The sequence below is a fragment of the Sorangium sp. So ce590 genome, assembly GCF_051521365.1.
Classification (GTDB): Bacteria; Myxococcota_A; Polyangia; order Polyangiales; family Polyangiaceae; genus Sorangium.
In genome coordinates this window covers 11,443,487-11,469,100 of the sequence record NZ_CP150346.1, presented here as the reverse complement: position 1 = coordinate 11,469,100, position 25,614 = coordinate 11,443,487, and the positions used below count along the sequence as shown (strand labels likewise).

The window sequence follows — 25,614 nt, the reverse complement described above, 5'->3', positions numbered from 1 at the left end:
GCGTTTACGTTCAGTTCGCTTCATTTCGCTTCCTTTCGCTTCAGTTCGCTTCGCGGAGGGCGCGGCGCACGACCTTCTTGAATTTCGCGAGCGGCTGGGCTCCGCTGACCAGGTAACCGTTGATCACGAACCCGGGAGTCCCGGTGATGCCGGCGCTCCGCGCGGTCTGCGCGTCGGCCTCGACCGCGGATCGATGGGTGCGCTCGTCGAGCGCCCGGGCGAAGCGCGCCGCGTCGAGCCCGATGCTCGCGGCATGCTGCTCCAGGGCCGCGCGATCGAGGTTCGAGGCGTCATGGGCCTTGAAGAGCCGATCGTGCATCTTCCAGAAGCCGGCCGGCCCCTGCTGCGCGAGCGCCTCCATGGCCGCTTCGGCCGCCAGCTGCGCTTCGGGGTGGAAAGGGAGCGGCAGGTGGCGGAAAACCACGCGGACCTTGCCCGGGAAGGCCTTGATGAGCTCGTCCATCGTGGCGCCGCCGCGCGCGCAATAGGGACACTGGAAGTCGGAGAACATCTGGATGACCACCTTGCCGGCGGCCGCGCCCTTGCCGGGGTGGCCCTTGGACGGCGGCGGGACGGACACCTTCGGCGGGGACGCCGGCGGGACAGCCTGCTTCTGGATGGACTCGTAGACCTTCGCGCGCGGCGTCCCCGCCACGACCATGGCCTCCGCCTTGGCGATCTCCTCGTCGATGAGCGCCTGGAACTTCTCGAGCGGCTGCGCGCCGACGAGCCGGCGTCCATTGATGAAGAAGTGCGGGGTCCCCGCGGCGCCGAGGTCGTCCGCGAGCTCCATGTCGGCCTCGATCTTGGCCGCGTGCTTGCGCGAGGCGATGGCGCGCTTCACCGCCGCCACGTTCAGCCGGAGATCCGCGGCGAGGGCCTCGAGCGCCGCGTCGTCGAGGCTGGCCTCGACGGCGAGGAGGCGGTCATTGGCCTGCCAGAAGGCGGCGTCCCCCTTCTGGGCCCGAGCCTCGCGCGCGAGCTCCGCAGCGGGCTCGGCGCGGGGGTGGAACGGCAGCGGGTTGTCCTTCCAGACGACGCGCAGCTTGTCGCCGTACTGCGCCGCGAGCTTGTCGACCGTCGGCGTGATCCGCCTGCAGAACGGACACTGGTAGTCGCTGAACAGCACCATCGTGACGAGCGCCGTGTCCTTGCCGCGCGCGGGCGAGTCCCCGACGGGCACGAGGTGCACCGTCCTGCGCTCTTCCTCCTCCTCGGCGTCCTCGGGCTCCGCGGCGGGCGGGGCGAAGCTCTTCTTCGTGAGCGCCGCGTACACCTGCTCCGGCGGCGTCCCCTCGGCGCGGAGCGCCCGCGCCGAGGCGAGCTGCGCGTCGATGATCTCGGCGAACCGCTCCGCCGACTCCGCGCCGACGAGGGCGACGCCGTTGATGAACGACGCCGGCGTGCCGTTCACGCCGAGCCGCGCGGCGAGCGCCATGTCGGCGTCGACCTTCTGCGCCGCCGCGCTCCGCTGAACGAGCTGTTTGACCTGGCCGGGGGTCACCCCCGCCCGCCGGAGCGCCACGGCCTCGAGCGCCGGCGAGAGCCGCTCGTCCGCGCCGAAGATGGCGTCGTGAAACGCCCAGAAGGCGCTGGGACCGGCGTGCGCGAACACCGCCATCCCCGCCTCGGCCGCCGGCCGAGCCTGCCTGTGGAAGGCGAGCGGGAAGTTCTTCCACACGATCCGCAGCTGGTCCGGGCCGTAGCGCCGCTCCAGCTGCCTCAGCGTGCCGTCCAGGTGCTTGCAGAAGGGGCACTCGAAATCGGAGAACACGACGATCGTCACGGGCGCGAGCCGGCTGCCGCGCGCCGGATCGGCGCGGGTCACCGGCACCGGCCCGGGGTCGCCCTCCGCGACCATGACATCGTCGAGCGGCGCGCCCGCCCCCGACGGCTGCGCCGCGGCCCCGCCGGCCTTCGGCTGCGAGGTGCCCGGAGGGGGCGGCGAGAGAGCAGAGCTGCAGGCCAGGGCGAAGATCAGCGAGACCCAGGCGACGGCGGCGATGGCGCGGCGGAACATCGCGCGAGTGTACCCTCGTTCCGTGATGATGCCGTCGCCCCGCGCGCCTCGCTGCGCCCAGCGCGGAACGCCCCCTCGCGTCGTGCGTCGTCGATGATGAACGGCGAAGTGAACGGAGAAGCCCCGGCCAGGCACGATTGACGCCCTTGCCGCCTTCGGCCATGACGGCCCCAGCGCGCCGCTCGGCCGCGCCAGGAGAGCGCACCGGAACGCCATGCAGAAGGTCTACAGCGCCGCCCGCATCCAGCCGGAAGAGCACAGGGACGTCCTCGCGCAGCTCTGGAAAGAGAACCTCGCCCACGGCGAGGTATCGCAGGAGCTCGTGGAGCGGCGGATGCGCTGGTTCCAGGAGCAGAACCCGGCGGGCCCCCCGCGGACCTGGATGGGCTTTCACGGCCCGGAGCGGGAGATCATCGGCAGCGGCTCGTTCTACCCGCGCGAGGTCCACGTCGGCGGGCGGAAGCTCAAGGCCGGCGTGCTCGGCGACTTCGGCGTGACCAGGGCGCACCGCATCGCCGGGGCCGCCATGAGCATCCAGCGCGAGCTCGCGAAGGGCTGCCGCGACGCCGGGGTCGACTTCCTGTTCGGCTTCCCCAACAAGGCGTCATTCCCGATCTTCCAGCGCGCCGGCTACAAGAAGATCGCGGACTCCACCCTCTGGGTCCGCCCCCTCATGGCCGCGTACAAGCTGAGCGAGCTCGCCGCCTCGTCGGCCGGGGAGCAGCGGAGCACGGTGAGCGCGGTGGTGCAGCGGGTCGCGGAGCGGGCGGCCTCGGCGGTCCCGCACCCTCGCTGGCGCGCGCTCTGGGAGGCGGCGACGCCGGGCGACCCGCCAGCCCCCCTCACGCAGGCGCTGTCGACGGCCGCCGAGCGCGTCGTGCAGCGAGCGACGGTGAAGCCGGACAACGCCCTGGTGCGCGCCGCCGGGCGCGCCGTCGACGCCTCCATGGCGCTCCGGGACACCACAGCGCTGCTCGCGAAGGGCAGCCGCGTGCGCACCGAGCTCGTGGACGCCGCCGACCATCGCTTCGACGAGCTGTGGTCGCGGGCGAAGCCCTCGCCGATCGTCGGCGAGCGGAGCGCCCAGTTCCTGAACTGGCGCTACGCGCAGCTCGGCAACACGCGCTACCGCTTCTTCTGCATGCTCGACAGGCACGACGGGCGGCTGCTCGGCTACGCCGTCTACTCGGTGCGGAACAACAAGGTCGAGATGACCGACGTGTTCTGCGAGGACAGCGGCCCCCTGCTCGACGCCCTGCTCCTCGAGTTCTGCCAGGCGATGCGGCGCGAGGGGCACGTCTCCGTGGGGATGCTCCTCGTGACCCCCCCTTCGTTCAGCGCGCGCCTGCGGGCGCTCGGCTTCTTCTCCCGCCCCCACCCCCCGAGCGTCGGCTCGCGGTGGCTCATCGTACATCTCGACCCCAGCTTCCCGGACGAGCTGCGGCGCGTGCTGCTCGACCCGGACAGCTGGTTCATGACCGACGGCGAGCTCGACGTCTGATCGCCCAGGCGCTCACCCCCCCGGGGATCCCACCGATCCGCTGGACCACCTCCTTCCGCCGGTTACCCTTGCCTCTCCATGGATAACGAGGCGCCGGCCCTGTCCATCGCGCGGCTGCGCTCCCTCTGGGACACCGAGGTGGATCCCTCCGCGCGCCGCGCGCTCACCGCGGCGGCCTTCGCGGGGCTGTTCGGCGCGGCGCACGTGGCGCGCGTGGGCTCCCCGCTCGCCCGCGGGCTCGCCGGCGCCGGCCTCGCGGCGCTGCTCGCGGCGATCGTCGCGCGGGCGATCCTCGCGCGGCGGCGGCGCGGCGACGCCCGGCGCACCGTGCGCGAGATCATCGGCCGCGCGGACGAGGCGCTCGGCGCCGCCACCCTGAGGGCGCTCTCGCTCGTGGATCGCGCCGCGGCCGACGATCGGGTCGGGTCGCCGGAGCTCGCCGGCCTGCACCTCCGGCGCCTGCTCGGCCGCGCCTCGCGGACGCGCATCCTCGCGCGCGCGCAGCAGGCGGCCGCGCGGTGGGCGAGCGCGGGCCTCGCCCTCGGCGTGACGGCGCTCGCGGCCGCCGCGATCGAGCCGTCGCGCGTCGTCGAGGGGCTCGACGTCCTCGCCGCCCGCGGCGGCGAGGCGCCGCTCGATCTGCCGTGGATCGAGGACGTCGAGATGACGGCCACGCCGCCCGAGTACCTGCACGAGGGCACGGAGGTGCTCCTGCCGTTCGCGACGACGATGCAGCCGCGGGGGACCGTGATCACGATGCGCGGCCGCCCGATCCGGGGAGGCCGCGCGCTCGTGCTGACCGACGGCGGCGCCGAGGTCCCGTTCGTCGACGACGGCAAGGACGGCGTGATCGCCCGCTGGACGCTCGGCGATTCGACGACCCTCCAGGTGGCCGCGCGCTTCGGGCAGGTGCGCGTCCGGCAGGCCGACGCGCAGCGCGTCGTGTCGATCGCCGACGACGCGCCGCGCGTCACGCTCGAGGGCGCGCCGCGCACGGTCAGGCTCCTCGACGAGCCCAGCATCCCGCTCCGCTACGAGATCACCGACGATCACGGCCTGCGCGAGGTCGATCTCGTCCTGCGCGCCGGCGCGAAGGAGGAGCGCCGGGTGCTCTCGCGGCCGGCGGGGGACGCGAAGATCGACCGCGGAGGCTACGAGCTCAGGGCGCGCGATCCGTTCTTCCGCAGGACGTACGTGCCCATCGAGGTGCGGATCGAGGCGCGCGACAACGACCCGATCGAGGGCCCGAAGTGGGGCAGGAGCGAGGCGATCCTGGTCATCCCGCCGCAGGTGGGCGAGCCCGAGGCGCGGCGCTACGTCGCGCTCGCGAAGGCGCGCGACGCGCTCACCGACCTGCTCGCGGACCGCATCGGCCAGAGGACGCCGGACGCGGTCGGCGCCGCGGCGCACGCGGCGCGCGAGGCCGAGGTGCAGGCGACCGCGAAGGCGGAGGTCGAGCGGGCGCTCGCCGCCGACTACGGCGGGCTCCGGGTGCGGGGGCGCATCGCGTCGCTCGCGCGCGGTCAGCTGGCGAGGCTCGACGAGGCGCTCGCCGCCGAGCGGAGATCGACCACGCGCGCGGCGCACCAGGGGCTGCTCGACGAGACCGAGGGCGTGCTGCTCGCGTTCGACGCCGGCCTGCGCGGCCTCGGCTTCCGGGACGCCCGGGCCGTCGCGCAGCGGCTCGCCGACGTCGCGGACGAGGCCGCGGCCGCGGCCGGGCTCCTCGGCGGCGGCGATCGCGGGGGCGGCGAGATCCGCCTCGAGGCGGCCGTCACGGTGCTGGGCGGCGGGGGGGTCGAGCTGAGCAAGATCGGCGAGCTCGGCCTCGACCTCGGCGAGATCGTCGCGAACGACCTGCGCAGGATCGCGCGCGCCCGCGGCGCCGGCGACTGGATGCACGCCGAGCTCGCGGCGCGCGACCTCGCGGCGCGGCTCAGGCGGCCGGAGCCCTCGTTCGGCGGCGGCGGCCGCGGCGGGGTGGAGTCCGGGGCGCCGCGCGGACCCGAGCCCGGCGAGGCCTCGAGCGCCGACGAGAGCGTCGCGCAGAGCGAGCGGGACCTCGAGGAGCTCGCGCGCGATCACGCCGCCGAGGTGAACGCGGTCGCCGAGGAGCTCACGCGCGCGTCGCGGCCCGAGGACGCCGCGGCGCTCCGCGAGGAGGCGAAGCGGCACGCGGAGGCGATCCGCGAGGCGGTGCGGGATCTGCCGCAGCCGGGCGGGGCGCCGGGCTCGGCCGAGTCCGCCGCGGCGGCTGGCAGGGAGCAGGCCGAGGCGATGGCCGGCGCGCTGGAGCAGGTCCGCCCCGAGGAGGCGGTCCAGAGCGGCCAGGGCGCGATGCGCTCGCTGGGCGAGGCGAAGCGGCTCGGCGCGCAGGGCGGCGGCTTCTTCCCCGAGGAGCGGGCCGGCCGCGAGGCCGCCGAGGCGCAGCAGGCGCTCGCCGAGGAGCTCGCCTGGGCCGAGGAGGCGCTGCGCAGGCTGCGACGGGCTGCGGCGGAGCGGGCGCGGGAGGGCCTCGCGAGGTCGAGCCAGCGCGAGGGCTCGCTCGCCGATCGCGCGCGCGAGCTGCGCAAGCGGGGCGAGCGCGGCGACGGCCGCATGCCGGAGGAGATGCTCGAGCGCCTCGACGAGGCCGAGGAGGCGATGCGCGACGCGCAGCGCGCCCTCTCCGAGGGGAACGGCGAGCAGGGCAACGAGCGCCAGCGCGACGCGCAGCGGCTGCTCGAGATGTCGCGCAGCGAGGACCAGGGTCAGGAGGGCGACGCCGAGTCGGAAGGGGAGAGGAACATGGCGAGGAAGGCCGACATCCCGGACAAGGACAAGCACAAGGGCCCCGAGGAGTTCCGGCGGCGCGTCCTCGAGGGGCTCGGGGGCGCCTCGGATCCGCGGCTGAGAGAGGCGGTCAAGCGCTACGCGGAGGGGCTCCTGAAATGAGGCGCATCGACGGTGCAGCGGTCCCGGCCAGGGCTCCGCGCAGGGCGACGGCCATGGCGAGGCGCGGCCTCAAGGCGGTGATCCTCGGCGCGCTCGCGACCGTGTCGACGGCGGCGTCCGGCCGCATCACGGTCGGCGATCTCGATCGCGCGGTGCGGGCGCGGGCCGCGATCCTGGAGATCGACGCCCCGGCGGCGCGGGACATCCTGAAGGGGGCGGATCCAGCCGACCCCGCGCTCGCGATCGAGCGCGGCCGGCTCGCCATCTACGAGGGCGACTGCGACGCCGCGTCGGCGATCCTCGCGCGCCCCGATCTCGCGGCGACGGCGGAAGGCGCGGCGCTCGGGGACATCGCGCGCGGCTGCGCCCGCGCCACCGCGGCGACGGTCGTCGTGAACGACGAGGAGCGCGGCGTCTGGGTGCGGCTCCAGGACGACGAGGATCGCGCGCTCGTGCCGCTCCTCGTCGAGGTCGCCGCGAAGACGCGCGACGTGCTCGCGAAGGACCTCGGGGTCGAGCTCCTCCGGCCGCTGCGGATCGATCTCGTCCGGGATCAGTTCACGCTCTCCGCGATGACGGGCCTGCCCGAAGACGCGGCGCGGACGACGGGCACCGTCGCCATCGCCAAGTGGGGGCGGGTGACGATGCTCTCCCCGCGCGCGACGCCGAACGGCTACCCCTGGCTGGACACGCTCGCGCACGAGATAACGCACCTCGCGCTCTCGCGCGGGACGCGCGACAACGCCCCGCTGTGGCTGCAGGAGGGCGTGGCCAAGCGCGAGGAGGTCCGCTGGCGCGAGCCCGACCCGCTGGACGACGTGCCGTCCGCGGACGCGATCGCCGTCCTCGGCATCCGGAAAGGCCTCGGGCGCCCGCTCGACAAGATCGGCCCCTCGATCGCGATGCTCCCGAGCGCGGAGGAGGCGGCGATCGTGTTCGCCGAGGTCGCGAGCTTCATCCGTTACTGGACGAGGGAGGCGGGCGACACGGCGCTGCCGCAGCTCCTGCGCCGGCTCAAGGACGCGAGCAGCGACGCGGACCTGGAGCGAGCGATCGCCGAGATCTCCGGCGCGGACCTCGCGGCCTGGGACAAGCGCTGGCGCGCCTACCTCGCCACGGTGCCGGCCGACGTGCCGCCCGACCTGGCGCCGGGCGGGGAGATGCCGCACCGGCAGGAGGTCGCCAAGCGGGTGCGCCTCGGCCAGCTGCTCCACGATCGCGGCCACCACGCCGCCGCGGCGGTCCAGCACGCCCGCGCGCAGGCGCTCGCGCCGCGTGAGCCGGCGGTGCGCGGCTTCCTCGCCGCCGCCCTGCTGGCCTCGGGCGAGCGGGCGAGCGCCGCTCCGCTCGTCGAGCAGGTGGAGGACGTGAACAGCCGCCATGGCCGGTGGTGGTCGCTGCACGGCCTGCTCCACGGAGGCGCCGACGCGGAGCGCGCCTTCTCGGCGGGCACCGCGCTCGACCCGCTGAGCCCCGAGGTGGCCTGCGAGGAAAAGCTGCCGCCGGAGCTCCCCAGCGACCCCATCTCGTCGGCCCTCTGCGAGGCCGCGCGCCGCAGGGCGCGCTAGCGCGCCGGAAGCTCGGGCGACCTCCGAGGCCGTCAGGACGAAGGGACGCCCCCGCGGCGCTCCCTCGATCGACCGGGCGGCGCCCCGTGCGTCGAAAAGACAGCGAGACGAGGCAAACGCCGCCGCTCGGCGCAATGGTCTACGCTTGCCGGTTTCTGCGCGAGCGCGCCCGCTTCGGCTTCCGTCGCGCCGGAGCGCTCTCCTACGGTCGCGCGGTGACGAACACGGATCGCATCGTCCTGATGGTCGCGCTGAGCCTCGCTCTGTCGGCTCGGGCGTACGCAGGTGACACGCAACGCGTCTCGGAGCCGCGCACGGTAAGCGAGCCGCGCACGGTGGGCGAGCTCAGCACGTCGACCGTGCTGGCGTTCGGCTTGATGCCCCCGACGGCGTTCGGCCCCTCGCTGGCCGCCACCCTCCGCTGGCTCGACGTGTCCATGTCGGTCGAGGCGCGCGTGCTCTGGGCGCTGGGCAGCGATCCGAGCAACACCCCGATCATGGGGCCGGAGGGCAGCGTCTGCGTCGGCCTCCTGTCGCTCTGCAGGCACAGGGATGCCGTTTTCTTGTGCAACTTCTTGCAGTCCGGCGTCGCCAACGCGGCGCTCGCGGGGAACCTGAAGCCGACAGACGACAGCAACCTCCCCTGGATACTCACCTCCGGCGTGCGCGGGGGCGCCGAGTGGGGCCTCTGGCGAACCGTGGAGCTGCGCAGCTTCCTCGAGCTGCATGTCGCCCTGGCGCGCCCTCATCTGAAGGTCGGCTCCGCCCAGAGGTGGCAAGCCTCCGACGTCGCGGCGGTCGCCGGCATCGGCGTGGCATTCCGTGTGACCCCGGAGTGACGCGGGGTACACGGCGCTCCGAGCCGCGCGCCCGCGGCGGCCACCGCGCGGCGCGAGCGCGCGGCCGGAGGCGCGCCGCGGCCTCAGTTCTTCGTGCGGAGCGCGCGCGCCAGGGTGTTCCTGCCGACGCCGAGCCGCTTCGCCGCTTCGGTCTTGTTCCCCTCGCACGCGCGGACCATCGCCTCGACGTAGCGCCGCGTCACCTCGTCGAGGGTGAGGCCGAGCGGCAGCGCGACCTGCTCGTCGCCCTCGCGGACCGCGTCGGTGTGCGGCGGGGCGCCCTCGCGCCGGCGCGCCGGGAGGTGCCCCGCGGAGATGCGGCCGTCCGGCGCGAGGGCGATCGCGCTCTCGACCCAGTGCTCGAGCTCGCGCACGTTGCCCGGCCAGGTATGGGCGCGGATGTGGCGGAGCGCGTCCAGATCGAAGCGCGGCGCGGGCCTTCCGTACCTCGTCGCGTAGACGTCCGCGAAGTGGCGGGCCAGCGTCTCGACGTCCTCGGGGCCGCGCTCGCGCAGGGCCGGCAGGTCGATCTCGACGACGCGCGCGCGGTAGTAGAGATCCTTCCGGAAGCGGCCCTCGGCGACGAAGCGCTCGAGGTCGCAGTGCGTGGCGCACACGACCCGCACGTCGGCGCGGAGCGTCTGGCGACCGCCGACGCGCTCGAAGGAGCGATCCTGCAGGAAGCGGAGGAGCTTGCCCTGGATGTCGAGCGGCAGGTCCCCGAGCTCGTCCAGGAACAGCGTGCCGCCCTCCGCGAGCTCCACCTTGCCCGGCACGCGCCGATCCGCGCCGGTGAACGCCCCGCGCTCGTGGCCGAAGAGCTCGCTCTCGACGAGCTGCGCCGGCAGCGTCGTGCAGTCGACGGTGACGAAGGGCCGCGTCTGTCGCCGCGAGTTGACGTGGATCGCCCGCGCGAACAGGCTCTTGCCGGTGCCGGTCTCCCCGCGGAGCAGCACGGTCGCGTCGGTCTGCGCCGCGAGCTGGACCTTCTCGTACACGGCGGCCAGCCGCTCGCTGCGGCCGACGATCCGGTTGAACGGCCCCTGCAGCACGACCCCCGGCCCGCCGCCCTCGGCCGCGCGGAGCGTCGTCAGCATGAGCGCGCGGGCGAGCTGCGTCGCGAGCGCGACGAGGTAGCGCTCGTCCTCCTCATCGAACGGCGCTCCCGCGCGGTTCAGCAGCTGGACGACGCCGCGGATGGGCGCGGCGCCGTCCTCGCGGATGGGCGCGACGAGCATTGAGCGCGTCGTGTAGCCCGTCGCCCGGTCGGCCGACGGATCGAAGCGCGGATCGCGCGCGGCGTCGTCGACGCGCACGACCTCGCCGGTCCTGGCGACGTGCCCCGCGATGCCGCGCTCGAGCGGCTGCCTGAGCGCGGGGAGCTCGGGCAGCAGGGCGACGCGCGTCACGAGATCGCCGCGCTCCGCGTCGACGAGCCAGATCGTCGCGCGGTCGGCGCGGAGCGCCTTCGCGAGCCGCTCGCACGCCGTGCCGAGGAGGGCGTCGAAGTCGACCTCCCGGGCGAGGAGGGAGGCGAGATCGACGAGCAGCGAGAGGCGCGACATGGATAACGGAGCAAGATCCAGCATAGAGGGCGCCGCCCCTGTCGTCATCCGCGTCATCACGCGGCCCGCGCGAGGGCCTCGACGTTGATGCAGAGCCCCTCGCGCGCGGCGACCGAGGCAGGGAAGAGCTCGCGCGCGAGGCGCTCGATCTCGGCGACGCCAGCGTCCGTCCGCTGCGGGTCGTGGTGGAAGAGCACGAGCTGCCGCGCGCCGCACGCCCGCGCGATCTCGGCGCCCGCGATGTACGTCGAGTGCCCCCATCCGGCCCTCGATCGCCCTGCGTCGCCGCGGTACTCCTCCGGGGTGTACTGCGCGTCGTAGATGAGCACGTCGGCGCCGTCCGCGAGCGCGCGCAGCGCCGGATCGACGCAGGCGTAGTGCTCGGTGTCGGTCGCGTAGACGAGGCTGCGGCCCGCGTGCTCGAGGCGGTAGGCGAGGACGCCGCCCGGGTGGTTGAGCTTGGCGATGCGCACGTGGACCTCCCCGGCATCGAGCGCCTCCCCCGGCCGCGCCTCCCGCAGGGCGAGCTGCGCGCCCAGCTCGTCCAGCCGGACCGGGAAGCTCGGCGCTGCCATCTGCGCCGAGAGCGCCTCGCGGAGGGTCCCGACCCCGTGCGTGCTGCCCACGATCGACAGCTTCGAGCTCGGCAGGTACGCCGGCACGAAGAACGGCAAGCCCTGGATGTGGTCCCAGTGCAGGTGGGAGAGCAGCACCGTGGCCTCGACCGACCCTTCCCGGAGCAGGGCGTCTCCGAGCTTGCGTACGCCTGTCCCTGCATCGAGGATGATCCGCGACGAGCCGCAGCGGACCTCCACGCAGCTTGTGTTTCCGCCCACCGCCGCCGTCTCCGGCCCAGGCGAAGCGATGCTCCCGCGAACTCCCCAGAACCTGATCTCCATCGTTCTCGCGTGCCTCCTGGGCGCTCTTCGGCGCTCTTCGGCGCTCTCCAGCGCTCTTCAGCGATCTCCAGCGAGCGGCGTGCCAGGACGCAGGCACTTGAAACCGCTCCGCTTTTCTGCTGCCCTCGCAGGGGTCGCTCCAAGCTGCAGCGCGGTCTCCGGATCGGCGCTTCAGAATGGAGCGCACGGGCGGCGCGGTCTGCCCGCGCTCGCGCCTCCATTTGCGCGGAGCGGCGCTTCGCGGTTGACGCGCTCGCAACGACGTGGAGAAACGTGGGGCGCGGGGGACGGGCCTGGCGTCGCGCCACGGATCGCGCTGAGCGTCGCGCGTCGCGTCAAGGCTGAGCTCCTTCGCTGGATGGGAGGATCGCGCCGGCGCGTGGAGGTTCGCCTGACCCGAGCGTTGACCGACGTCCTTCCCGAGGCCTAGCATTCCTGCACCGCTCTTTTCCCCGCATTGTTACCGCTCCGCACAATGACCGTTGCCACCTACGCCGCCGCACAGCTGTTGCGGGTGCTTCCGCGAGAGCGCATTACCCGGGCCGTTGGCCGCCTCTGCGACGCCAGAGCACCCGCCGCCGTCTTGAACGCGGTGGTCAAGCTCTACGCGCGCGCGTACCGCGTCGACATGGACGCTGCCGAGGTGCTGACGAGCCCCTACGAGAGCTTCGACGCGTTCTTCACGCGCAAGCTCCGCGACGGGATGCGCCCTGTCTGCTCCGATCCCGGAGCCATCACCAGCCCCGCCGACGGACGCGTCGCAGCGCTCGGCCCCGTGACCGAGGGCGGGCGCCTGCTCATCAAGGGGCAGCCTTACCGCGTCGAGGACCTCGTGGGCGACCCCGCGGAGGCCTCGCGCTACGACGGCGGGCAGTTCGCGGTCGTCTACCTCTCACCGCGCGACTACCACCGGGTCCATTCGCCCGTCGCCGGCCAGGTGAGCCTCATCCGCTCGATGCCGGGGGAGCTGTTCCCCGTGAACGCGATCGGCGAGCGCCACATCCCGGGGCTGTTCGCGCGCAACCGACGTGTCGCGATCGTGATCGACACCGAGCGCCAGGGGCGCGTGACGGTCGTGATGGTGGGCGCGATGATCGTCGGACGGATCACGGTGAGCGCGGTCGACGCGCGCGACGTGCCGCTCGGCGTGCACACGCTCGCGCCGGCCCTTCCGGTCCAGTGCGGCGAGGAGATCGGCAAGTTCCACCTCGGCTCCACCGCGGTCATGTTCGTGGAGCGCGGGGCGGCGCCCCCCTGGAGCAGGGCTCCGGGGCCGATCCTCTACGGTGAGCCGCTCGACGGAGGGGGCGAGCAATGACGAGCGAGCGGCCGCGCAACCCCCTGGCTGCGCCCGCCCAGGAAGGCGGCGCCTCCGGAGAGCCCGGCGCGCCCCTGCCGGGCGAGGCAGGGAACGCGGCCTCGCTCGCGCCGCAGGGAGAGGGCTCGCTCCCCGCGCGCTCGTCCGCTCCACGGCCCGATCGCACGCCCAGCGTGCGCCCGCAGCTCGCGACGACCACGCCGCTGCCGCGCCTCGACGTCATCCCGGGCATGACAGACGGGAGCTCCGGCGGGCAGCTCTCGGAGATCCCGGATCTCGATCTCGACCCGCGCATCGCCGGGCCGCCCACGGAGCGCTCGCGGCACGGCACCCCCCTGCCGGCCACGCCCACCTCCAGGCGGGCCTGGCAATCGCTGGCCGCGGAGGTGGAGCGGGCCGCGGAGGTGGAGCGCGGCGACAGCACGAAGGCCGCGCGGCGCCGCTCGCGGCGGCTCGTGAACGTGCCCGGAGACGCGGCGCAACAGGGCGACGACCAGGGCGCCGCGCACGACCAGGGCGCCGCGGACACGGCGACGCCGCGATCGCCGGCGCTCGACGACGTGGAGGACGACGGGTGGCTGAACGCCGCCGCCAGGTCTCCCAGCGACCCGGCGCTCGAGGTGCCGAGGCCCGCCAGCAAGCCGGCGCCGCCGCCGAACCTGGCGGAGCTGGTCGCGCCGCGGGCGGTCCCGCGCCCGTCGCCGAAATCCTCCAGCGTGCCGCCGATGCCGACGCCGGGGCTCCTCATCGATCCGGATTCGGTCGCGGTGATCCGGCCGCTCCAGATCCTCAGCATCGAGTCGAACCTGCCGCCGGTCACCTCGCTGGCCGAGCCCGCCAAGCCGCCGCTGCTGACCGAGCCGACCGAGAACGAGTGGCCGCCGCTTCAGTTCAGGATCCGGCCGCAGGAGCGCCAGACCGCGCTGGGCCTCGAGCCGTACCAGGAGGGCCCGCCGACGGCGCGCGACGCCGCCTCCGACTCCCTCCAGCCCGAGCCCCGACGGCCGCAGCCCTCGGGGCCGGAGATCGAGGCGCGCCCGCTCGACTGGCCGCCGGGGTCGGCCGCGGACGAGCTCGCGGAGCTCGAGCCGGAGCCCGAGCTGGTCGACGACACGAAGGCCGAGCCCTCGAGCGCCTCGCCCGCGGGAGGCGAAGGCGAGCCGGAGCAGGCCGACACGACGCGCAGCACCTTGCCGCCGAAGAGCAGCGATGTCGATCTCGAGGAGGTCGAGCCCGAGCGCGACGCCGAGATGACCGACGAAGCCCGGGCCGCCCGGGCCGACGCGCAGGCGGCGCAGCCCAAGAAGCCACCGCCTCCGCCTCCGCCCCCGCCGCGGCGCCCGCGCGCGCATGCGCTGGCCTCGCCTGATCTCGCGACGTTCACGAGCTCGGTGCCGCCGCCCATGTCCGCGCCGCCGCCGCACGGCGAGGCGCCGGCGCCCGCGCGCCCCTCCGCTCCCCCTGCCCCGCCCGCCGCGAAGGCGATCGAGCATGAGCCGAACTCCGGTCCCTCGACCGAGCCCGCCGCGCGCCGGAAGCGCCCGTGGTGGGAAGAGCTCTTCGGCGACGACTTCCTGCGCACGCTCGACAAGATCGACAGCAAGGTGGTTCGCCGCGAGGTCAATTTCATCGAGGAGCGGCTCGGCGTCGAGAAGGGCGCGGTGATCCTCGACCTCGCGTGCGGCGCGGGCAGCCACGCGATCGAGATCGCGAGCCGCGGCTACAGCGTGGTCGGCTACGACCTGTCGCTCGCCATGCTCGCCCGCGCCGCCGACGACGCGCAGGACCGCGGCCAGAAGCTGAACTTCCTCCAGGGCGACATGCGCGAGATGACGTTCGAGGAGACCTTCGACGGCGTCTACTGCTGGTCGACGAGCTTCGGCTACTTCGACGACGAGAAGAACCTGGACGTCCTCGCCCGCATCCGCCGCGCCCTCCGCGCGGGCGGCATGCTCCTGCTCGACATCGTCAACCGCGACTACGTGGCGTCCCGCCAGCCGAGCCTGGTCTGGTTCGAGGGGGACGGCTGCGTCTGCATGGATGAGATGCAGGTGGATTTCTTCACGAGCCGGCTCAGGGTGAAGCGCACCGTCATGTTCGAGGACGGCCGCTCGCGGGAGATCGACTACTCGATCCGCCTCTACGGGCTGCACGAGCTCGGCAAGATGCTCCACGAAGCTGGCTTCAAGGTCACCGAGGTGACCGGCCATCCCTCGCACCCGGGCGTCTTCTTCGGCTCCGAGTCGCCGCGGCTCATCATCCTTGCCGAGCGGAGCTGAGGCGCTAGGGCCTCCTGACGCATGAGCTTCGAGGCCGCGATCTCGCGCGCGCTGCCGGGGATCCCGCGCAGCACGTCCCCCGTCGATCAGATCGCCTATGCCCGCGATCTCTGGCCGCGGCACCACCTCGCCGTGACGGAGGGCCGCATCGCCGAGCACCGGCCCGGGATGATCGTCTGGCCGGCGTCCACCGAGGAGGTCGCCCAGGTGGTCCGCTTCTGCGCGGACGAGGGGCTCCCGCTCGTGCCGTTCGGCGCGGGCTCGGGCGTCTGCGGCGGCGTCCTGCCGGACGACCGCACCGTCGTGCTCGACCTGAAGCGGCTCTCCCGCCGCCGCTCGCTCGATCGGCAGGCCTCCTCGGTCGAGATCGAGGCCGGCGCCCTCGGCATCCGCTTCGAGGAGGAGCTCAACGCCGAGGGCTTCACGCTCGGCCATTTCCCGTCGTCGATCCTCTGCTCGACCGTGGGCGGCTGGGTCGCTGCGCGCAGCGCCGGCCAGTGCTCCGGGCTCTACGGCAAGATCGAGGACATGGTGGCGTCGCTCGAGTGCGTCGTCGGCCGCGGCGAGGTCGTCCGCCTCGATCGGCGCGCGCACGGCCCGGATCTGACGCCGCTCCTCATCGGCAGCGAGGGCGTGCTCGGCGTGGTCACCGCCGCGACGCTCAGGCTGCATCCGGCCCCGCCGGCGCGCGCGTTCGCCGCCTTCTCTTTTCCCACCCTGGAGGCCGGATGGAACGCGATGCGGGAGATGTTCCAGGCCGGCCTTCGCCCGGCGGTCTCGCGCCTCTACGACCCGTTCGACTCCTTCATGGCCCGACTCGGCGCGGTGCGCCGGCAGCGCGCCCACGCCGATGCCGGCGATGCGCCGTCCGAGGAGGCTGCCACGCGGGCGCGCGCCGGGCGAGGCCCCGGGGCCGGCGCCACCGTGCTGCGCGGCCTGCTGCGCGCGCCGGGGCTCCTCAACCAGGTCGTCGACACCCTCGGGTCACGCGCGCTCCGCGGCGCGACGCTCATCCTCATCTTCGAGGGCACGGCGCGCGCGAGCGCGGACGATCTCGCCCGCGCCGCGGCGATCGCCGAGCGCGGCGGGGCCAGGCCGCTCGGCGAGGAGCCGGCGCGCCACTGGCTCGCGCACCGCTACAGCGTGAGCTACCGCCAGGCGCCCGTCTTCATGGCCGGCGCGTTCAGCGACACGATGGAGGTCGCCGCGCCCTGGTCGCGCCTCGACGCCCTCTACCGGTCGGTGCGCAAGGCGCTCGGGCGCCACGTCTTCGTGATGGCCCACCTGTCCCACGCCTATCCGGACGGCTGCAGCATCTACTTCACCTTCGCCGGCAGCGCGCCGACCGTCGCGGCGGCCGAGGCGAAGTACGACGCAGCCTGGCGGGCGGCCCTGGACGCCGCGATCGACGCCGGCGGCACGCTCTCGCATCACCACGGCGTCGGCCGCAGCAAGGCGCCGCGGCTCGGCGCCGAGCTCGGCCTCGGCGTTGACGTCATCCATGCGCTCCGGGGCGTCTTCGACCCTGCCGGCATCATGAACCCTGGCAACCTGCTCCCGCGCGACGCCGCCCCCGCCGCGCGACGCCCGCTCCCGCCGCCGCCCGCGGCGCCCGTGATCGACGGCGACTCCCTGCTCGTACACGCCGCCGGCGACGCTCGCATCGGCGAGGTCGAGCGCGCCCTCGCGCAGCGCGGCCTCACCCTGGCGCTCGACGTCGACGCGGCCTCGCGCGAGCTCACGCTCGACGCGTGGATCGCGGCGGGCGCCCACGGCGCGCCCGATCCGTGGAGCGACCCGGTCGATCACCTCGTCGCCGGCTTCACCGCGCGGCTCGCGTCCGGCGGCGAGCTCGCGGTGCGGCCCGCCCCGCGGCGCGCGGTGGGCCCGGATCTCTTCGCGCTGTTCCTCGGCGTCGGCGGGCGCATCGGCGCCATCACGTCCGTGCACCTGCGCGCCCACGGCGCGTCGCGGCCCCGCGCGCTGCCGACCTCACTGCCGCGGCAGCCGCCGCTCGGCCACGCCGAGGCAGCGTGGCTCGACGCGGTGGTGAGCGCCGCCCGCGACGTTCGCTGATCGCGCCCGGTGCTGGCCGGATTCAGCCCGGGGGCCATGCCATGGGCCGTCCGCCCATGACGTGGACGTGGAGGTGGAAGACCGTCTGACCGGCGTTCGCGCCGCTGTTCACCACGGTCCTGAAGCCGCTCTCCGCGATGCCGGTCAGCTCTGCCACCCGCCGCGCGGCGAGCAGCAGCCGCCCGAGGACGGCCTCGTCCTCGGGCGCGGCCTCGGCCATCCCCGCGATGTGGCGCTTCGGAACGACGAGCACGTGCGTCGGCGCCTGCGGGTTCACGTCGTGGAAGGCGAAGACGTGCTCGTCCTCGAGCACGACCTTCGACGGGATCTCCTTGTTCACGATCTTGCAGAAGATGCACATGGTCGTCTCCTAGTACCGCGTCGTACCGCGCGTCAGAAATCCCTATCAGGATTTCTGACCGCCACCTCGCCGCGGCACGCCTGACGAGCGGAGCTAGGGCGCTTGCGTATCGCGCCGCTCCCGGTCGCGAGGCATCGTCCTGGTCGCAGGCTCCGGCTCTCCCGGCTCTCCCTGCCGAGGACTTTCCACGGCTCCGCCGTGCCCGTCGCTGGGCAGCAGCCGGGCGAGCGCGCGCTCGATCCGAGAGGTATCCGCTGGCTCCGGGAGCAGGTCGTCGGGCAACGCGGCGCCCGCCGCCGGGCTCGGCGCAGCGCCCCCGCCGTCCTGCTGCCCGGCTCGCGGGACCGCCCCGCGCGCGACCGCGATGCGGAGCACTGCGAGCTCGAGGCCGTCGAGCGCGGCGGTGCGCTTCAGCCCGAGCGATGGCACGTCGTAGGTGAGCAGCGCGCCGCCGCTCGCCTCGGGCGCGAGCCCGGCGCGGACCGCGCCGGCGACCAGCTGCCGCACGATGCTCCTGAGCAGCGCCGCCCGCCGCCGCACCCTGCGCGCTGCCGGGTCGGCGTAAAGCGAGAAGAAGCGGTTTCGCGAGAATGTGGACGGCGCCAGCACGAGCGCGACGAACAGCGCCTCCAGATCGATGGGCGGCGACGCCCTCACGTCGCGGGCCCCACCGCGCCCGCGGCCTCCGAGAGCCCGCCGCGCCGCAGGAGCTCGGCCTGACGGTGCGTGCGCAGCGCGCCGATGAGCTCGTCGAGATCCCCTTCGATGATCTTGTCGAGCTTGTGCAGCGTGAGGCCGATCCGGTGATCCGTCACCCGGTTCTGCGGGAAGTTGTAGGTCCGCACCTTCTGCGCGCGCTCCCCCGTGCCGACCATGGTCCTTCGCTCGGCGCTCTGGGCCTCCTCCTGCCGGCGCTGCTCCAGCTCGAGCAGCCGGCTCCGGAGCACCTTGAGCGCCTTCGCCTTGTTCTTCAGCTGGGAGCGCTCGTCCTGGCACTTCACGATCATGCCGGTCGGCAAGTGCTTGATCTGCACGGCGCTGTTCGTCGTGTTGACCCCCTGGCCGCCGGGGCCCCCCGACGCGGCGATCGAGATCTCCAGGTCCTTGTCGTCGATGTGCACGTCGACCTCGTCCGCCTCGGGCAGGACGGCGACGGTCGCGGTCGAGGTGTGGATGCGCCCCTGCGTCTCCGTCGAGGGGACGCGCTGCACGCGGTGAACGCCGCCCTCGTAACGGAGGTGGGAGAAGACGTCCTGCCCCGTGATCAGCGCCGCGACCTCCTTGTAGCCACCGGCCGACGCCTCGCTCAGGTTGAGCACCTCGACCTTCCAACGCTTCGTCTCCGCGTAGCGGCAGAGCATGCGGAAGAGGTCGGCGGCGAACAGCGCCGCCTCCTCGCCGCCCTCGCCGCTCCGGATCTCGATCACGGTGTTTCGCGTCTCGTTCGGGTCCTTCGGCAGGAGGAGCACCTCGAGCTCACCGGCGAGCCGCTCCCGCTCGAGCTCGAGCTCGGGCAGCTCCGCCTGGACGAGCTCGGCCAGGTCGGGATCGTTGAGCGCCTCCCGGTCCTCGGCGATGCGGCGCTCGACGTCCCGCAACCGAGCGAAGGCGGCGACCACCGGCTCGAGCTCGGTCCGCTCGCGGTTGAGGCGCTGGAGCTCGGCGGGCGCGGAGAGCACCGCAGGGCTGCACATGAGGTGATCGAGTTCCTGGAAGCGGCGCTGGACCGCCTCGAGTTTCGCGATAGGTAGCATCTGCAATCCGAAGACGGCGCGGAGTTGGACGGCGGCGGCGAGGCGTGCGGCGGCGAGGCGTGCGGCGGCGCCGGTGCGCGCTAGCCGGGGGCGCCAGCGTAGCCGGGGTCGGCGAGCAGCTTGGAGTAGTCCTCGAACACCCGATCCGGCTGGGCCGGCGCGGCCACCGACTCCTCCCGCCAGAGCGTCGCGCGGAGCGAGGCGAGGGCGACCTCCAGCTGCGCATCGTCGGGCTCCGCCGTCGTGATCTTCTGGACCAGGAACCCCGGCCAGAGCAGCGCACGGAGCGGACCGGTGGTGCAGTAGCGCGCGAAGATCCGCTGGATCTCGAAGGTCACCGCGGCGATGAGCGGGAGGAACGGCAGCTTCATCAGGAAGAAGCCGACGCTCTCGACGAACCGGCCGCCGGGCAGCTTGGGCAGGAACGCCCCGAGGGACGCCCCGGCCACCGAGAACACCACGATCGACACGAGCGCCACCATGACCAGGAACGTCGTCCCGCAACGAGGGTGCATGGCCGTCTTCCGGCGCGCGTTCTCGACCTCGAGCGCCTCGAGCGCCTCGTAGGTGGAGATCGCCTTGTGCTCCGCCCCGTGGTACTGGAAAACGCGCCGAACCTCCGAGATCTGGCGGATCAGGAGGAGGTAGGTGACGACGATGGCCAGCTTCGCCACGCCCGTGATCGCCTGGAACCCCGGCGACGTGACCTCGAGCCCGAGGCCCAGGAGCTTGTTGACCAGCTCGGCGCCGGCCTGAGGCGCCGCCACGAAGAGCAGGACCGCGAAGAGGATCGGGATCACGCCCATCCCCCCTCCCCGCTTCTTCCCGTCCGCGCCGCCTGCGCCCGGGCTGCCCGAGATCTGCGCGGGCTCCGCGTCCTGCGTCGCGATCGCGGCCATGCTGAGCGCCAGCGAGGTGAGGGTCGCTCCGCTCGCCTGTCCGGCGCTCGCTCGCTTGGACGCCGGGCCCTTGGCCGCGGCCGCCTCTTCGGCCGAGAGATCCTGCTCGTAGAGGTCCGCAGACCACCGGAGCGCCTGGGACCCGAGGCGCAGCGACTCCACGAGCGTCGCGACCCCCCGCACGAAGGGCCAGGTGCGTGGCCCCTTCGAGACCGCGGTCATCGGCTGCTCGCGCACGACGAGCTCCCCCGAGCGGCGCCGGCAGACGATGGCGACCGAGCTCGGCGATCGCATCATGACCCCTTCAATCACCGCTTGGCCGCCGATATACGGACGTGCAGGCTGATCGCTCATACGCGTTCCAATCTAGCGCATAACGCGGCTGGCGCATCGCGCCCGGCCGACCTGCGCCGCGAATGTGGATGGGCGACGTCGTCCGCAGCGCGACGTCTCGGCCGCCCGCCCTGCGCGGCTCGGCCGCTCGCGAGACGCGGGGAGCTCGAGGCGCGCCGAGCCGTCCGCCACGCCCCGGGCGTGGTGCGGCGTGACGGACGTGCCTGAAAAGGAGGGATGTCGGGGATGTCGGGTCGGGTGGACGATCAGCCCGCCGGCTTGGCAGCGGTCCCGTACTTCCTGCGGAAGCGATCGACGCGGCCGGCGACGTCCATGATCTTGTGCTTGCCCGTGTAGAACGGGTGGCAGGCGGAGCACACGTCGGTGGTAAAGCTGCCGCGGGTGGAGCGGGTCTCGACGATGGCGCCGCACGCGCAGGTGATCGTGGAGTCCTTGTACTCGGGGTGGATGCCGGGCTTCATGGTGAGTCCTTCGGGTGTTGCGAGGGAGGGCGCCTATAGCTCAGCGCGTCTCGGACCGCAAGAAACCCCTCCGGCGCGCCGCGCTTCCATCTCCCCGGCCGGTGTCTCCCGGACCGGGCGTCCGGCGCGGGATGCGCGGCGAGATGCGTGAGAAAAGAGCGGCCGGAGAGATCCTGGCGTAGCCGGCGGAGCCCGCCGCTCCGTACCAGCACATCGGACCGGGACACCGGCACGAAGCGCTGGGCAGCACGGAGGGGTGGACGACCTACCTGCGGCTCGGGGTCGCTCCGGTCAAGGGCCGGGGGCCGGGCCGGGCCGCGCGCACGGCAATTGCTAGAGGCGGCGTTGACGCTCGGGTGCACATGGTTAGTTTCGCGGTCGCGGGCCAGCGAGCTCGCGAAATTCGGCGAAAGTATCCGGATTCCCAGCGGTTTTTGACGGCTCTGGAGCAGGGGCTCGCGGCAGCTGTCAGCCGAGCCCTGCTGGCCGGTCGGGTCTTCTCGCCCCCGCGGCTACCAGGCCGTCGCGCAAACACTTCTCGGAGGGTTCAACGTCATGGGCAAGATCATCGGCATCGATCTCGGCACGACCAACAGCGTCGTCGCGGTGATGGAGGGCAAAGAGCCCAAGGTCATCGTGAATGAGGAAGGCTCACGCCTCACGCCGTCCGTCGTGGCCTGGGACGACAAGGGCGAGGTGCTCGTTGGACAGATCGCCAAGCGCCAGGCGGTCACGAACCCCACCAACACCATCTACTCGGTCAAGCGCTTCATGGGGCGCCGGTTCGAGGAGGTGCAGGAAGAGTCGAAGCGCATCCCGTACAAGGTCAGCAAGGGCAAGAACGGCGACGCCTCGATCGAGGTGCGCGGCAAGCAGGTCTCGCCGCCCGAGGTCTCGGCGAAGGTCCTGCAGAAGCTGAAGAAGGCCGCGGAGGACTATCTCGGCGAGAAGGTGACCGAGGCCGTCATCACCGTGCCGGCCTACTTCAACGACGCGCAGCGGCAGGCCACCAAGGACGCCGGCCGCATCGCCGGGCTCGAGGTGAAGCGCATCGTCAACGAGCCCACGGCGGCCGCGCTCGCGTACGGGCTCGACAAGAAGAACGAGCAGGTCATCGCCGTCTACGACTTCGGCGGCGGCACGTTCGACATCTCGATCCTCGAGGTCGGCGACAACGTCGTGCAGGTCATCTCGACCAACGGCGACACCCACCTCGGCGGCGACGACGTCGACCACCTCGTGATGGACTGGCTCGCGGCCGAGTTCAAGAAGGACACGGGCATCGACGTCTCGAACGACAAGATGGTCGTGCAGCGGCTCAAGGACGCCGCGGAGCAGGCGAAGATCGAGCTGTCGAACGTGCAGGAGACGACGATCAACCTGCCGTTCTTGACCGCAGACGCCTCGGGGCCGAAGCACCTCCAGAAGCAGCTCACCCGGGCGAAGCTCGAGCAGATGATCCGGCCGCTCATCGACCGCACGCTCGAGCCGACCCGCAAGGCGCTCGCCGACGCGAAGAAGACGCCGCAGCAGATCGACGAGATCGTCCTCGTCGGCGGCTCGACCCGCACCCCGCTCGTCCAGGAGACGGTCAAGAAGTTCTTCGGCAAGGAGCCGCACAAGGGCGTGAACCCGGACGAGGTCGTGGCCGTCGGCGCCGCGGTCCAGGCGGGCGTGCTCTCGGGCGAAGTGAAGGACCTCGTGCTGCTCGACGTCACGCCGCTCTCGCTCGGCGTCGAGACGCTCGGCGGCGTGATGACCGTGATGATCTCGAGGAACACCACGATCCCGACGCAGAAGAAGGAGATCTTCTCGACCGCGACCGACAGCCAGCCGAGCGTCGAGGTCCACGTCCTCCAGGGCGAGCGCACCGAGGCCCGCTACAACCGGACCCTGGGCCGCTTCCACCTGGAAGGGATCATGCCGGCGCCCCGCGGCGTCCCGAAGATCGAGGTGACGTTCGACATCGACGCGAACGGCATCCTCTCGGTGCACGCCAAGGACACCGCCACCGGCAAGGATCAGCGCATCACGATCACGGCGTCGGGCGGCCTGAAGGAAGACGAGATCAACCGGATGGTCAGCGAGGCGGCGTCGCACGAGGCCGAGGACAAGCGGCGCCGCGAGGAGATCGAGCGGCGCAACAAGCTCGACAACCTCTGTTACACGCTGGAGAAGACGATCAGCGAGAACAAGGACAAGCTGCCGGAGGGCGACGTCTCGGCGCTGAACGGGATCATCGCCGAGGGCCGGTCGGCCATCGAGAAGCAGGACGACGCGGCCGTGACCACGGCGCTGGAGCGGCTTGAGAAGGAGGCGCACCGGATCGCGAGCGTCATGTACGAGAAGGCCGGCCCGCCGCAGGACGGCGGGGGCGCCGCGCCCGGCGCTCCGGGAGGCCAGCCGCCCCCGCCCGCCGGCGGCAAGGGGAAGGATTCGGTCATCGACGCGGAGTTCGAAGAGTCGAACTGATCGCCGCGAGGTGAGCGCTCCTCTCCTCGACGGGCGTAACTGACGCAACGAGAAACGAGCGCGGCTTCGTCCGCGCTCGTTTGCATTTGCGTGGCGCGCCTCGAGCCCCGGAGCCGGAGGTCGGCGCGGACCGCCGTACTCCCCCCCACCGCGCTCTCCTTGGGCGTCGACTCGGATGTCCGGGAGCCGTATAACCGGCGCCCATGCGAACCCTCCTGCCGCTCGCCACCCTGGTCCTGATGGCCGGTCCCGTCGCCTGTGGGCCGTCCCCCACGCCTGCCGCGCCGACAGGAGGACAGGGAGAGGTCAAGGTCGGACCTCCCCAGGCCGCGAGCCCCGCGTTCGATTTATCCCCCGTCGCCGAGCCCGCCGACATCGTGGGCGTGCTCCGCTGGAGCAACCCGGCGGCCACGCTGTCGAGCGTCGCCACCTGCGCCGGGCTGCCGCCGGCGCTCGCCGAGGCGGGCGCGCAGGGGCTCTCCGCGGGCGTCCTGAGCGAGCTCGTGAGCCCCTCCATCGACACGAACCAGCTCGCCGCGGTGCTCGCGCTCGACGCGCCGGTGCACCTCATCGTCGCGCTCGACGACAGCTCGAAGCGGGGCAACCCGGTCGCGGCCGTGTCGCTCGGGCTCACGTCGCTGGAGCGGGCCAGGGGCGCGCTCGAGACCGGCGCCACCCTCACCGAGGTGAAGCCGGGCATGTGGAAGATCGGCGGCAAGGAGCGCGCGTCGTCGAGCTGCTTCCTCGCCGCGTCCGCGGGCTCGACGCCGGCGCGGCTCCTCTGCGGCGATCGGGACCGGGATGTGACGACCCTCGGGCCTTACCTCGCGCGCACGCTGCCGACGCTCGCGCCCGAGGCGCGCGACATCCACGGCGAGGTCCGCTTCGTCCCGCTCAGCGCGAAGTACGGCGACATGGCCAAGCAGCAGCTCGGCGGGCTCCCGATCCTCGCGCAGAGCCAGCTCTCGATCGGGCAGCCCCAGTTCGACCGGGCGCTCACCGACGCGACCACCGCCGTCCAGGGAGAGCTCGAGGCGCTGATCAACGACGCGAGCAGGGCGGTCGTCGATCTCCAGGTCGACAACCAGTCCTGCGTGAACCTCACCGCGGCCCTGGAGCTGCGGGGCCAGTCGTCGTGGCTGGCGAAGACGATGGCCGACAGCGCGGACCGCGCCGGGCCCGCGCCGGCGCTCTACTGGCGCGCGCCGAAGGACAGCCACGGCGCCTTCTTCGACCACGGCTACGACCCGGCGCACTACGGCGGCATCCTGAAGACGCTGGGCGCGATGCTCGAGGGGTGGCTCGAGAAGGAGAAGATCGGAAAGCCCGCCGATCGCAAGGCGCTCGCCGACGTCCTCTCGCTGCCGATCAACCAGGCGCCCAGCGTGTCCGCCCACGGGTACTTCGACGCGCTGCCTGCCGCCGCGAAGGCCGGGAAGCCGTCGCCGAACCAGGTGTTCGACAGCATGATGGGCGGCTTCGTCGGCTGGAACCTGTTCGGGTTCGAGGAGGCGCCCGACACGTACATCAAGTACCTGAAGAACGTCGTCACCGCCTACAACACGCCCGCGCTGCGCAAGCGGCTCCCGGAGCTCGACATCGATCCGAAGGAGCTGCCGACGGTCAAGACGGTGCAGGCGCCGAAGGAGCTCGGGACGAAGTCGCTCGCCGTCGAGATCCAGATCACCAAGGAGCTGCCGTCGCTCGACGGCGACGCAGAGCCGGCGCCCTCCGGCAAGGCCAAGCCGAAGCCCAAGATGACGGTGACGCTGCACCTCTTCCTCATGGGTGAAGAGAAGACGACGTGGATCGCGTTCGGGCCCGACAAGCGCGAGCTGCTGCGGCGGCTCGCCACGGTGAAAGCGGGCGCCCCCGACACCGAGACGCTCGCGTCGCGCCCAGGGCTCGAGAAGCTGAAGACTGGAAAGTTCGTCTCGGGTGGATTCTCGACGCTCGTCCCGATCACCCGCACGCTCCAGAGCGTGCTCACGACGCTGGACAGTTCCGGCGCGGCGCCGGTCGCGCTGCCCCCGGAAGCCCGGCGCTTCGGCGAAGCGCTGGCAAAGCTCCCCCACAAAGGGGAAGGGCTGATGTTCCTCACGGCGCAGGGCCGGGGGGGCGCCGCGCCCCGCGCCGAGCTCTCGATCAACGTGTCGAAGCCCGTGCTCGAGGACATCGGCGCGCTCCTCGCGGCGGGGCTCCAGATGGCCGGCATCACGAAGCCATAAGCCCGCGGATGCGCTATCACAGGCAGGAGCCCAGCCCGGTACGGCCGCTCCTGCTCGGTCGTGTCCCCCGGACGACGCGCGCAGCG

At 73.0% G+C, this 25,614-nt stretch carries 17 protein-coding genes; 9 read left to right on the top strand and 8 right to left on the bottom strand.

The window, feature by feature from the left end; translation table 11 throughout:
• Positions 1 to 40: 40 nt before the first annotated feature.
• On the bottom strand, positions 41 to 2,020 hold the full coding sequence (locus WMF28_RS43555; RefSeq protein ID WP_437599657.1) for a DsbA family protein: 1,980 nt from the start codon (positions 2,018 to 2,020) through the stop codon (positions 41 to 43).
• A 214-nt stretch (positions 2,021 to 2,234) separates the two neighbouring features.
• Here WMF28_RS43555 and WMF28_RS43550 point away from each other — a divergent pair, with 214 nt between their 5' ends.
• From WMF28_RS43550 to WMF28_RS43535, 4 genes are all read left to right on the top strand, one after another.
• Complete coding sequence (locus tag WMF28_RS43550; RefSeq protein ID WP_437599656.1) at positions 2,235 to 3,521, top strand: GNAT family N-acetyltransferase; 1,287 nt, start codon at positions 2,235 to 2,237, stop codon at positions 3,519 to 3,521.
• A 78-nt stretch (positions 3,522 to 3,599) separates the two neighbouring features.
• Positions 3,600 to 6,455, top strand: coding sequence for a DUF4175 family protein (locus WMF28_RS43545; RefSeq protein ID WP_437599655.1), 2,856 nt, complete (start codon positions 3,600 to 3,602; stop codon positions 6,453 to 6,455).
• A complete protein-coding gene (locus tag WMF28_RS43540; RefSeq protein WP_437599654.1) occupies positions 6,452 to 8,023 on the top strand; it encodes a hypothetical protein in 1,572 nt (523 codons plus the stop codon). The genes WMF28_RS43545 and WMF28_RS43540 overlap by 4 nt, the downstream gene beginning before the upstream one ends.
• 215 nt (positions 8,024 to 8,238) lie before the next feature.
• Positions 8,239 to 8,862, top strand: a complete 624-nt coding sequence (locus WMF28_RS43535) for a hypothetical protein (protein WP_437599653.1) — start codon at positions 8,239 to 8,241, stop codon at positions 8,860 to 8,862.
• Between the two features lie 83 nt (positions 8,863 to 8,945).
• Here WMF28_RS43535 and WMF28_RS43530 read toward each other — a convergent pair whose 3' ends face one another.
• Entirely contained in the window at positions 8,946 to 10,427 is a 1,482-nt protein-coding gene (locus WMF28_RS43530; protein WP_437599652.1) for a sigma-54-dependent Fis family transcriptional regulator, read from the bottom strand.
• A gap of 56 nt (positions 10,428 to 10,483) precedes the next feature.
• Positions 10,484 to 11,326 (bottom strand): MBL fold metallo-hydrolase, encoded by an 843-nt coding sequence (locus tag WMF28_RS43525; protein WP_437599651.1) that lies wholly within the window; start codon positions 11,324 to 11,326, stop codon positions 10,484 to 10,486.
• A 592-nt stretch (positions 11,327 to 11,918) separates the two neighbouring features.
• Here WMF28_RS43525 and asd point away from each other — a divergent pair.
• Genes asd through WMF28_RS43510 form a run of 3 tightly spaced genes read left to right on the top strand, consistent with a single transcriptional unit; the run spans position 11,919 to position 16,999 of the window.
• Complete coding sequence (gene asd / locus WMF28_RS43520; RefSeq protein WP_437599650.1) at positions 11,919 to 12,644, top strand: archaetidylserine decarboxylase; 726 nt, start codon at positions 11,919 to 11,921, stop codon at positions 12,642 to 12,644.
• Positions 12,641 to 14,923: a methyltransferase domain-containing protein gene (locus WMF28_RS43515; RefSeq protein WP_437599649.1), complete on the top strand. Its 2,283-nt coding sequence runs from the start codon at positions 12,641 to 12,643 to the stop codon at positions 14,921 to 14,923. The genes asd and WMF28_RS43515 overlap by 4 nt, the downstream gene beginning before the upstream one ends.
• A 21-nt stretch (positions 14,924 to 14,944) precedes the next feature.
• The gene (locus WMF28_RS43510; RefSeq protein WP_437599648.1) at positions 14,945 to 16,999 is read left to right on the top strand and encodes an FAD-binding protein; all 2,055 of its coding nucleotides are present in this window, start codon (positions 14,945 to 14,947) and stop codon (positions 16,997 to 16,999) included.
• 22 nt (positions 17,000 to 17,021) lie between these two features.
• On the opposite strand, the gene WMF28_RS43505 is transcribed toward WMF28_RS43510, so the two are convergent.
• The 5 genes from WMF28_RS43505 to rpmE all read right to left on the bottom strand — a co-directional run bounded on the left by WMF28_RS43505 (position 17,022) and on the right by rpmE (position 20,828).
• Entirely contained in the window at positions 17,022 to 17,360 is a 339-nt protein-coding gene (locus WMF28_RS43505) for a histidine triad nucleotide-binding protein (protein WP_437599647.1), read from the bottom strand.
• Between the two features lie 93 nt (positions 17,361 to 17,453).
• Positions 17,454 to 18,017 carry a hypothetical protein gene (locus WMF28_RS43500; protein WP_437599646.1) on the bottom strand — a complete coding sequence of 188 codons (564 nt, stop codon included), beginning with the start codon at positions 18,015 to 18,017 and terminating at the stop codon, positions 17,454 to 17,456.
• Positions 18,014 to 19,114 carry a peptide chain release factor 1 gene (gene prfA, locus WMF28_RS43495; RefSeq protein WP_437599645.1) on the bottom strand — a complete coding sequence of 367 codons (1,101 nt, stop codon included), beginning with the start codon at positions 19,112 to 19,114 and terminating at the stop codon, positions 18,014 to 18,016. The genes WMF28_RS43500 and prfA overlap by 4 nt, the downstream gene beginning before the upstream one ends.
• An 80-nt stretch (positions 19,115 to 19,194) precedes the next feature.
• A complete protein-coding gene (locus WMF28_RS43490; RefSeq protein WP_437599644.1) occupies positions 19,195 to 20,310 on the bottom strand; it encodes a DUF1385 domain-containing protein in 1,116 nt (371 codons plus the stop codon).
• Between the two features lie 302 nt (positions 20,311 to 20,612).
• Positions 20,613 to 20,828, bottom strand: coding sequence for a 50S ribosomal protein L31 (rpmE, locus tag WMF28_RS43485; protein WP_437599643.1), 216 nt, complete (start codon positions 20,826 to 20,828; stop codon positions 20,613 to 20,615).
• A 555-nt stretch (positions 20,829 to 21,383) separates the two neighbouring features.
• Between rpmE and dnaK the strand changes: the two genes are divergently transcribed.
• A complete protein-coding gene (dnaK, locus tag WMF28_RS43480; protein WP_437599642.1) occupies positions 21,384 to 23,300 on the top strand; it encodes a molecular chaperone DnaK in 1,917 nt (638 codons plus the stop codon).
• A gap of 203 nt (positions 23,301 to 23,503) precedes the next feature.
• Positions 23,504 to 25,528 (top strand): hypothetical protein, encoded by a 2,025-nt coding sequence (locus tag WMF28_RS43475; protein ID WP_437599641.1) that lies wholly within the window; start codon positions 23,504 to 23,506, stop codon positions 25,526 to 25,528.
• Positions 25,529 to 25,614: the final 86 nt, after the last annotated feature.

What these genes read in the sequence shown, in the direction of transcription:
- WMF28_RS43515 (WP_437599649.1), top strand. Translation starts at nt 12,641, where the DNA reads ATGACGAGCGAGCGGCCGCGCAACCCCCTGGCTGCGCCCGCCCAGGAA.
- WMF28_RS43510 (WP_437599648.1), top strand. Translation starts at nt 14,945, where the DNA reads ATGAGCTTCGAGGCCGCGATCTCGCGCGCGCTGCCGGGGATCCCGCGC.
- WMF28_RS43555 (WP_437599657.1), bottom strand. Translation starts at nt 2,020, where the DNA reads ATGTTCCGCCGCGCCATCGCCGCCGTCGCCTGGGTCTCGCTGATCTTC.
- prfA (WP_437599645.1), bottom strand. Translation starts at nt 19,114, where the DNA reads ATGCTACCTATCGCGAAACTCGAGGCGGTCCAGCGCCGCTTCCAGGAA.
- WMF28_RS43545 (WP_437599655.1), top strand. Translation starts at nt 3,600, where the DNA reads ATGGATAACGAGGCGCCGGCCCTGTCCATCGCGCGGCTGCGCTCCCTC.
- rpmE (WP_437599643.1), bottom strand. Translation starts at nt 20,828, where the DNA reads ATGAAGCCCGGCATCCACCCCGAGTACAAGGACTCCACGATCACCTGC.
- WMF28_RS43525 (WP_437599651.1), bottom strand. Translation starts at nt 11,326, where the DNA reads ATGGAGATCAGGTTCTGGGGAGTTCGCGGGAGCATCGCTTCGCCTGGG.
- WMF28_RS43540 (WP_437599654.1), top strand. Translation starts at nt 6,452, where the DNA reads ATGAGGCGCATCGACGGTGCAGCGGTCCCGGCCAGGGCTCCGCGCAGG.
- WMF28_RS43505 (WP_437599647.1), bottom strand. Translation starts at nt 17,360, where the DNA reads ATGTGCATCTTCTGCAAGATCGTGAACAAGGAGATCCCGTCGAAGGTC.
- WMF28_RS43475 (WP_437599641.1), top strand. Translation starts at nt 23,504, where the DNA reads ATGCGAACCCTCCTGCCGCTCGCCACCCTGGTCCTGATGGCCGGTCCC.
- WMF28_RS43550 (WP_437599656.1), top strand. Translation starts at nt 2,235, where the DNA reads ATGCAGAAGGTCTACAGCGCCGCCCGCATCCAGCCGGAAGAGCACAGG.
- dnaK (WP_437599642.1), top strand. Translation starts at nt 21,384, where the DNA reads ATGGGCAAGATCATCGGCATCGATCTCGGCACGACCAACAGCGTCGTC.
- WMF28_RS43490 (WP_437599644.1), bottom strand. Translation starts at nt 20,310, where the DNA reads ATGATGCGATCGCCGAGCTCGGTCGCCATCGTCTGCCGGCGCCGCTCG.
- WMF28_RS43530 (WP_437599652.1), bottom strand. Translation starts at nt 10,427, where the DNA reads ATGTCGCGCCTCTCGCTGCTCGTCGATCTCGCCTCCCTCCTCGCCCGG.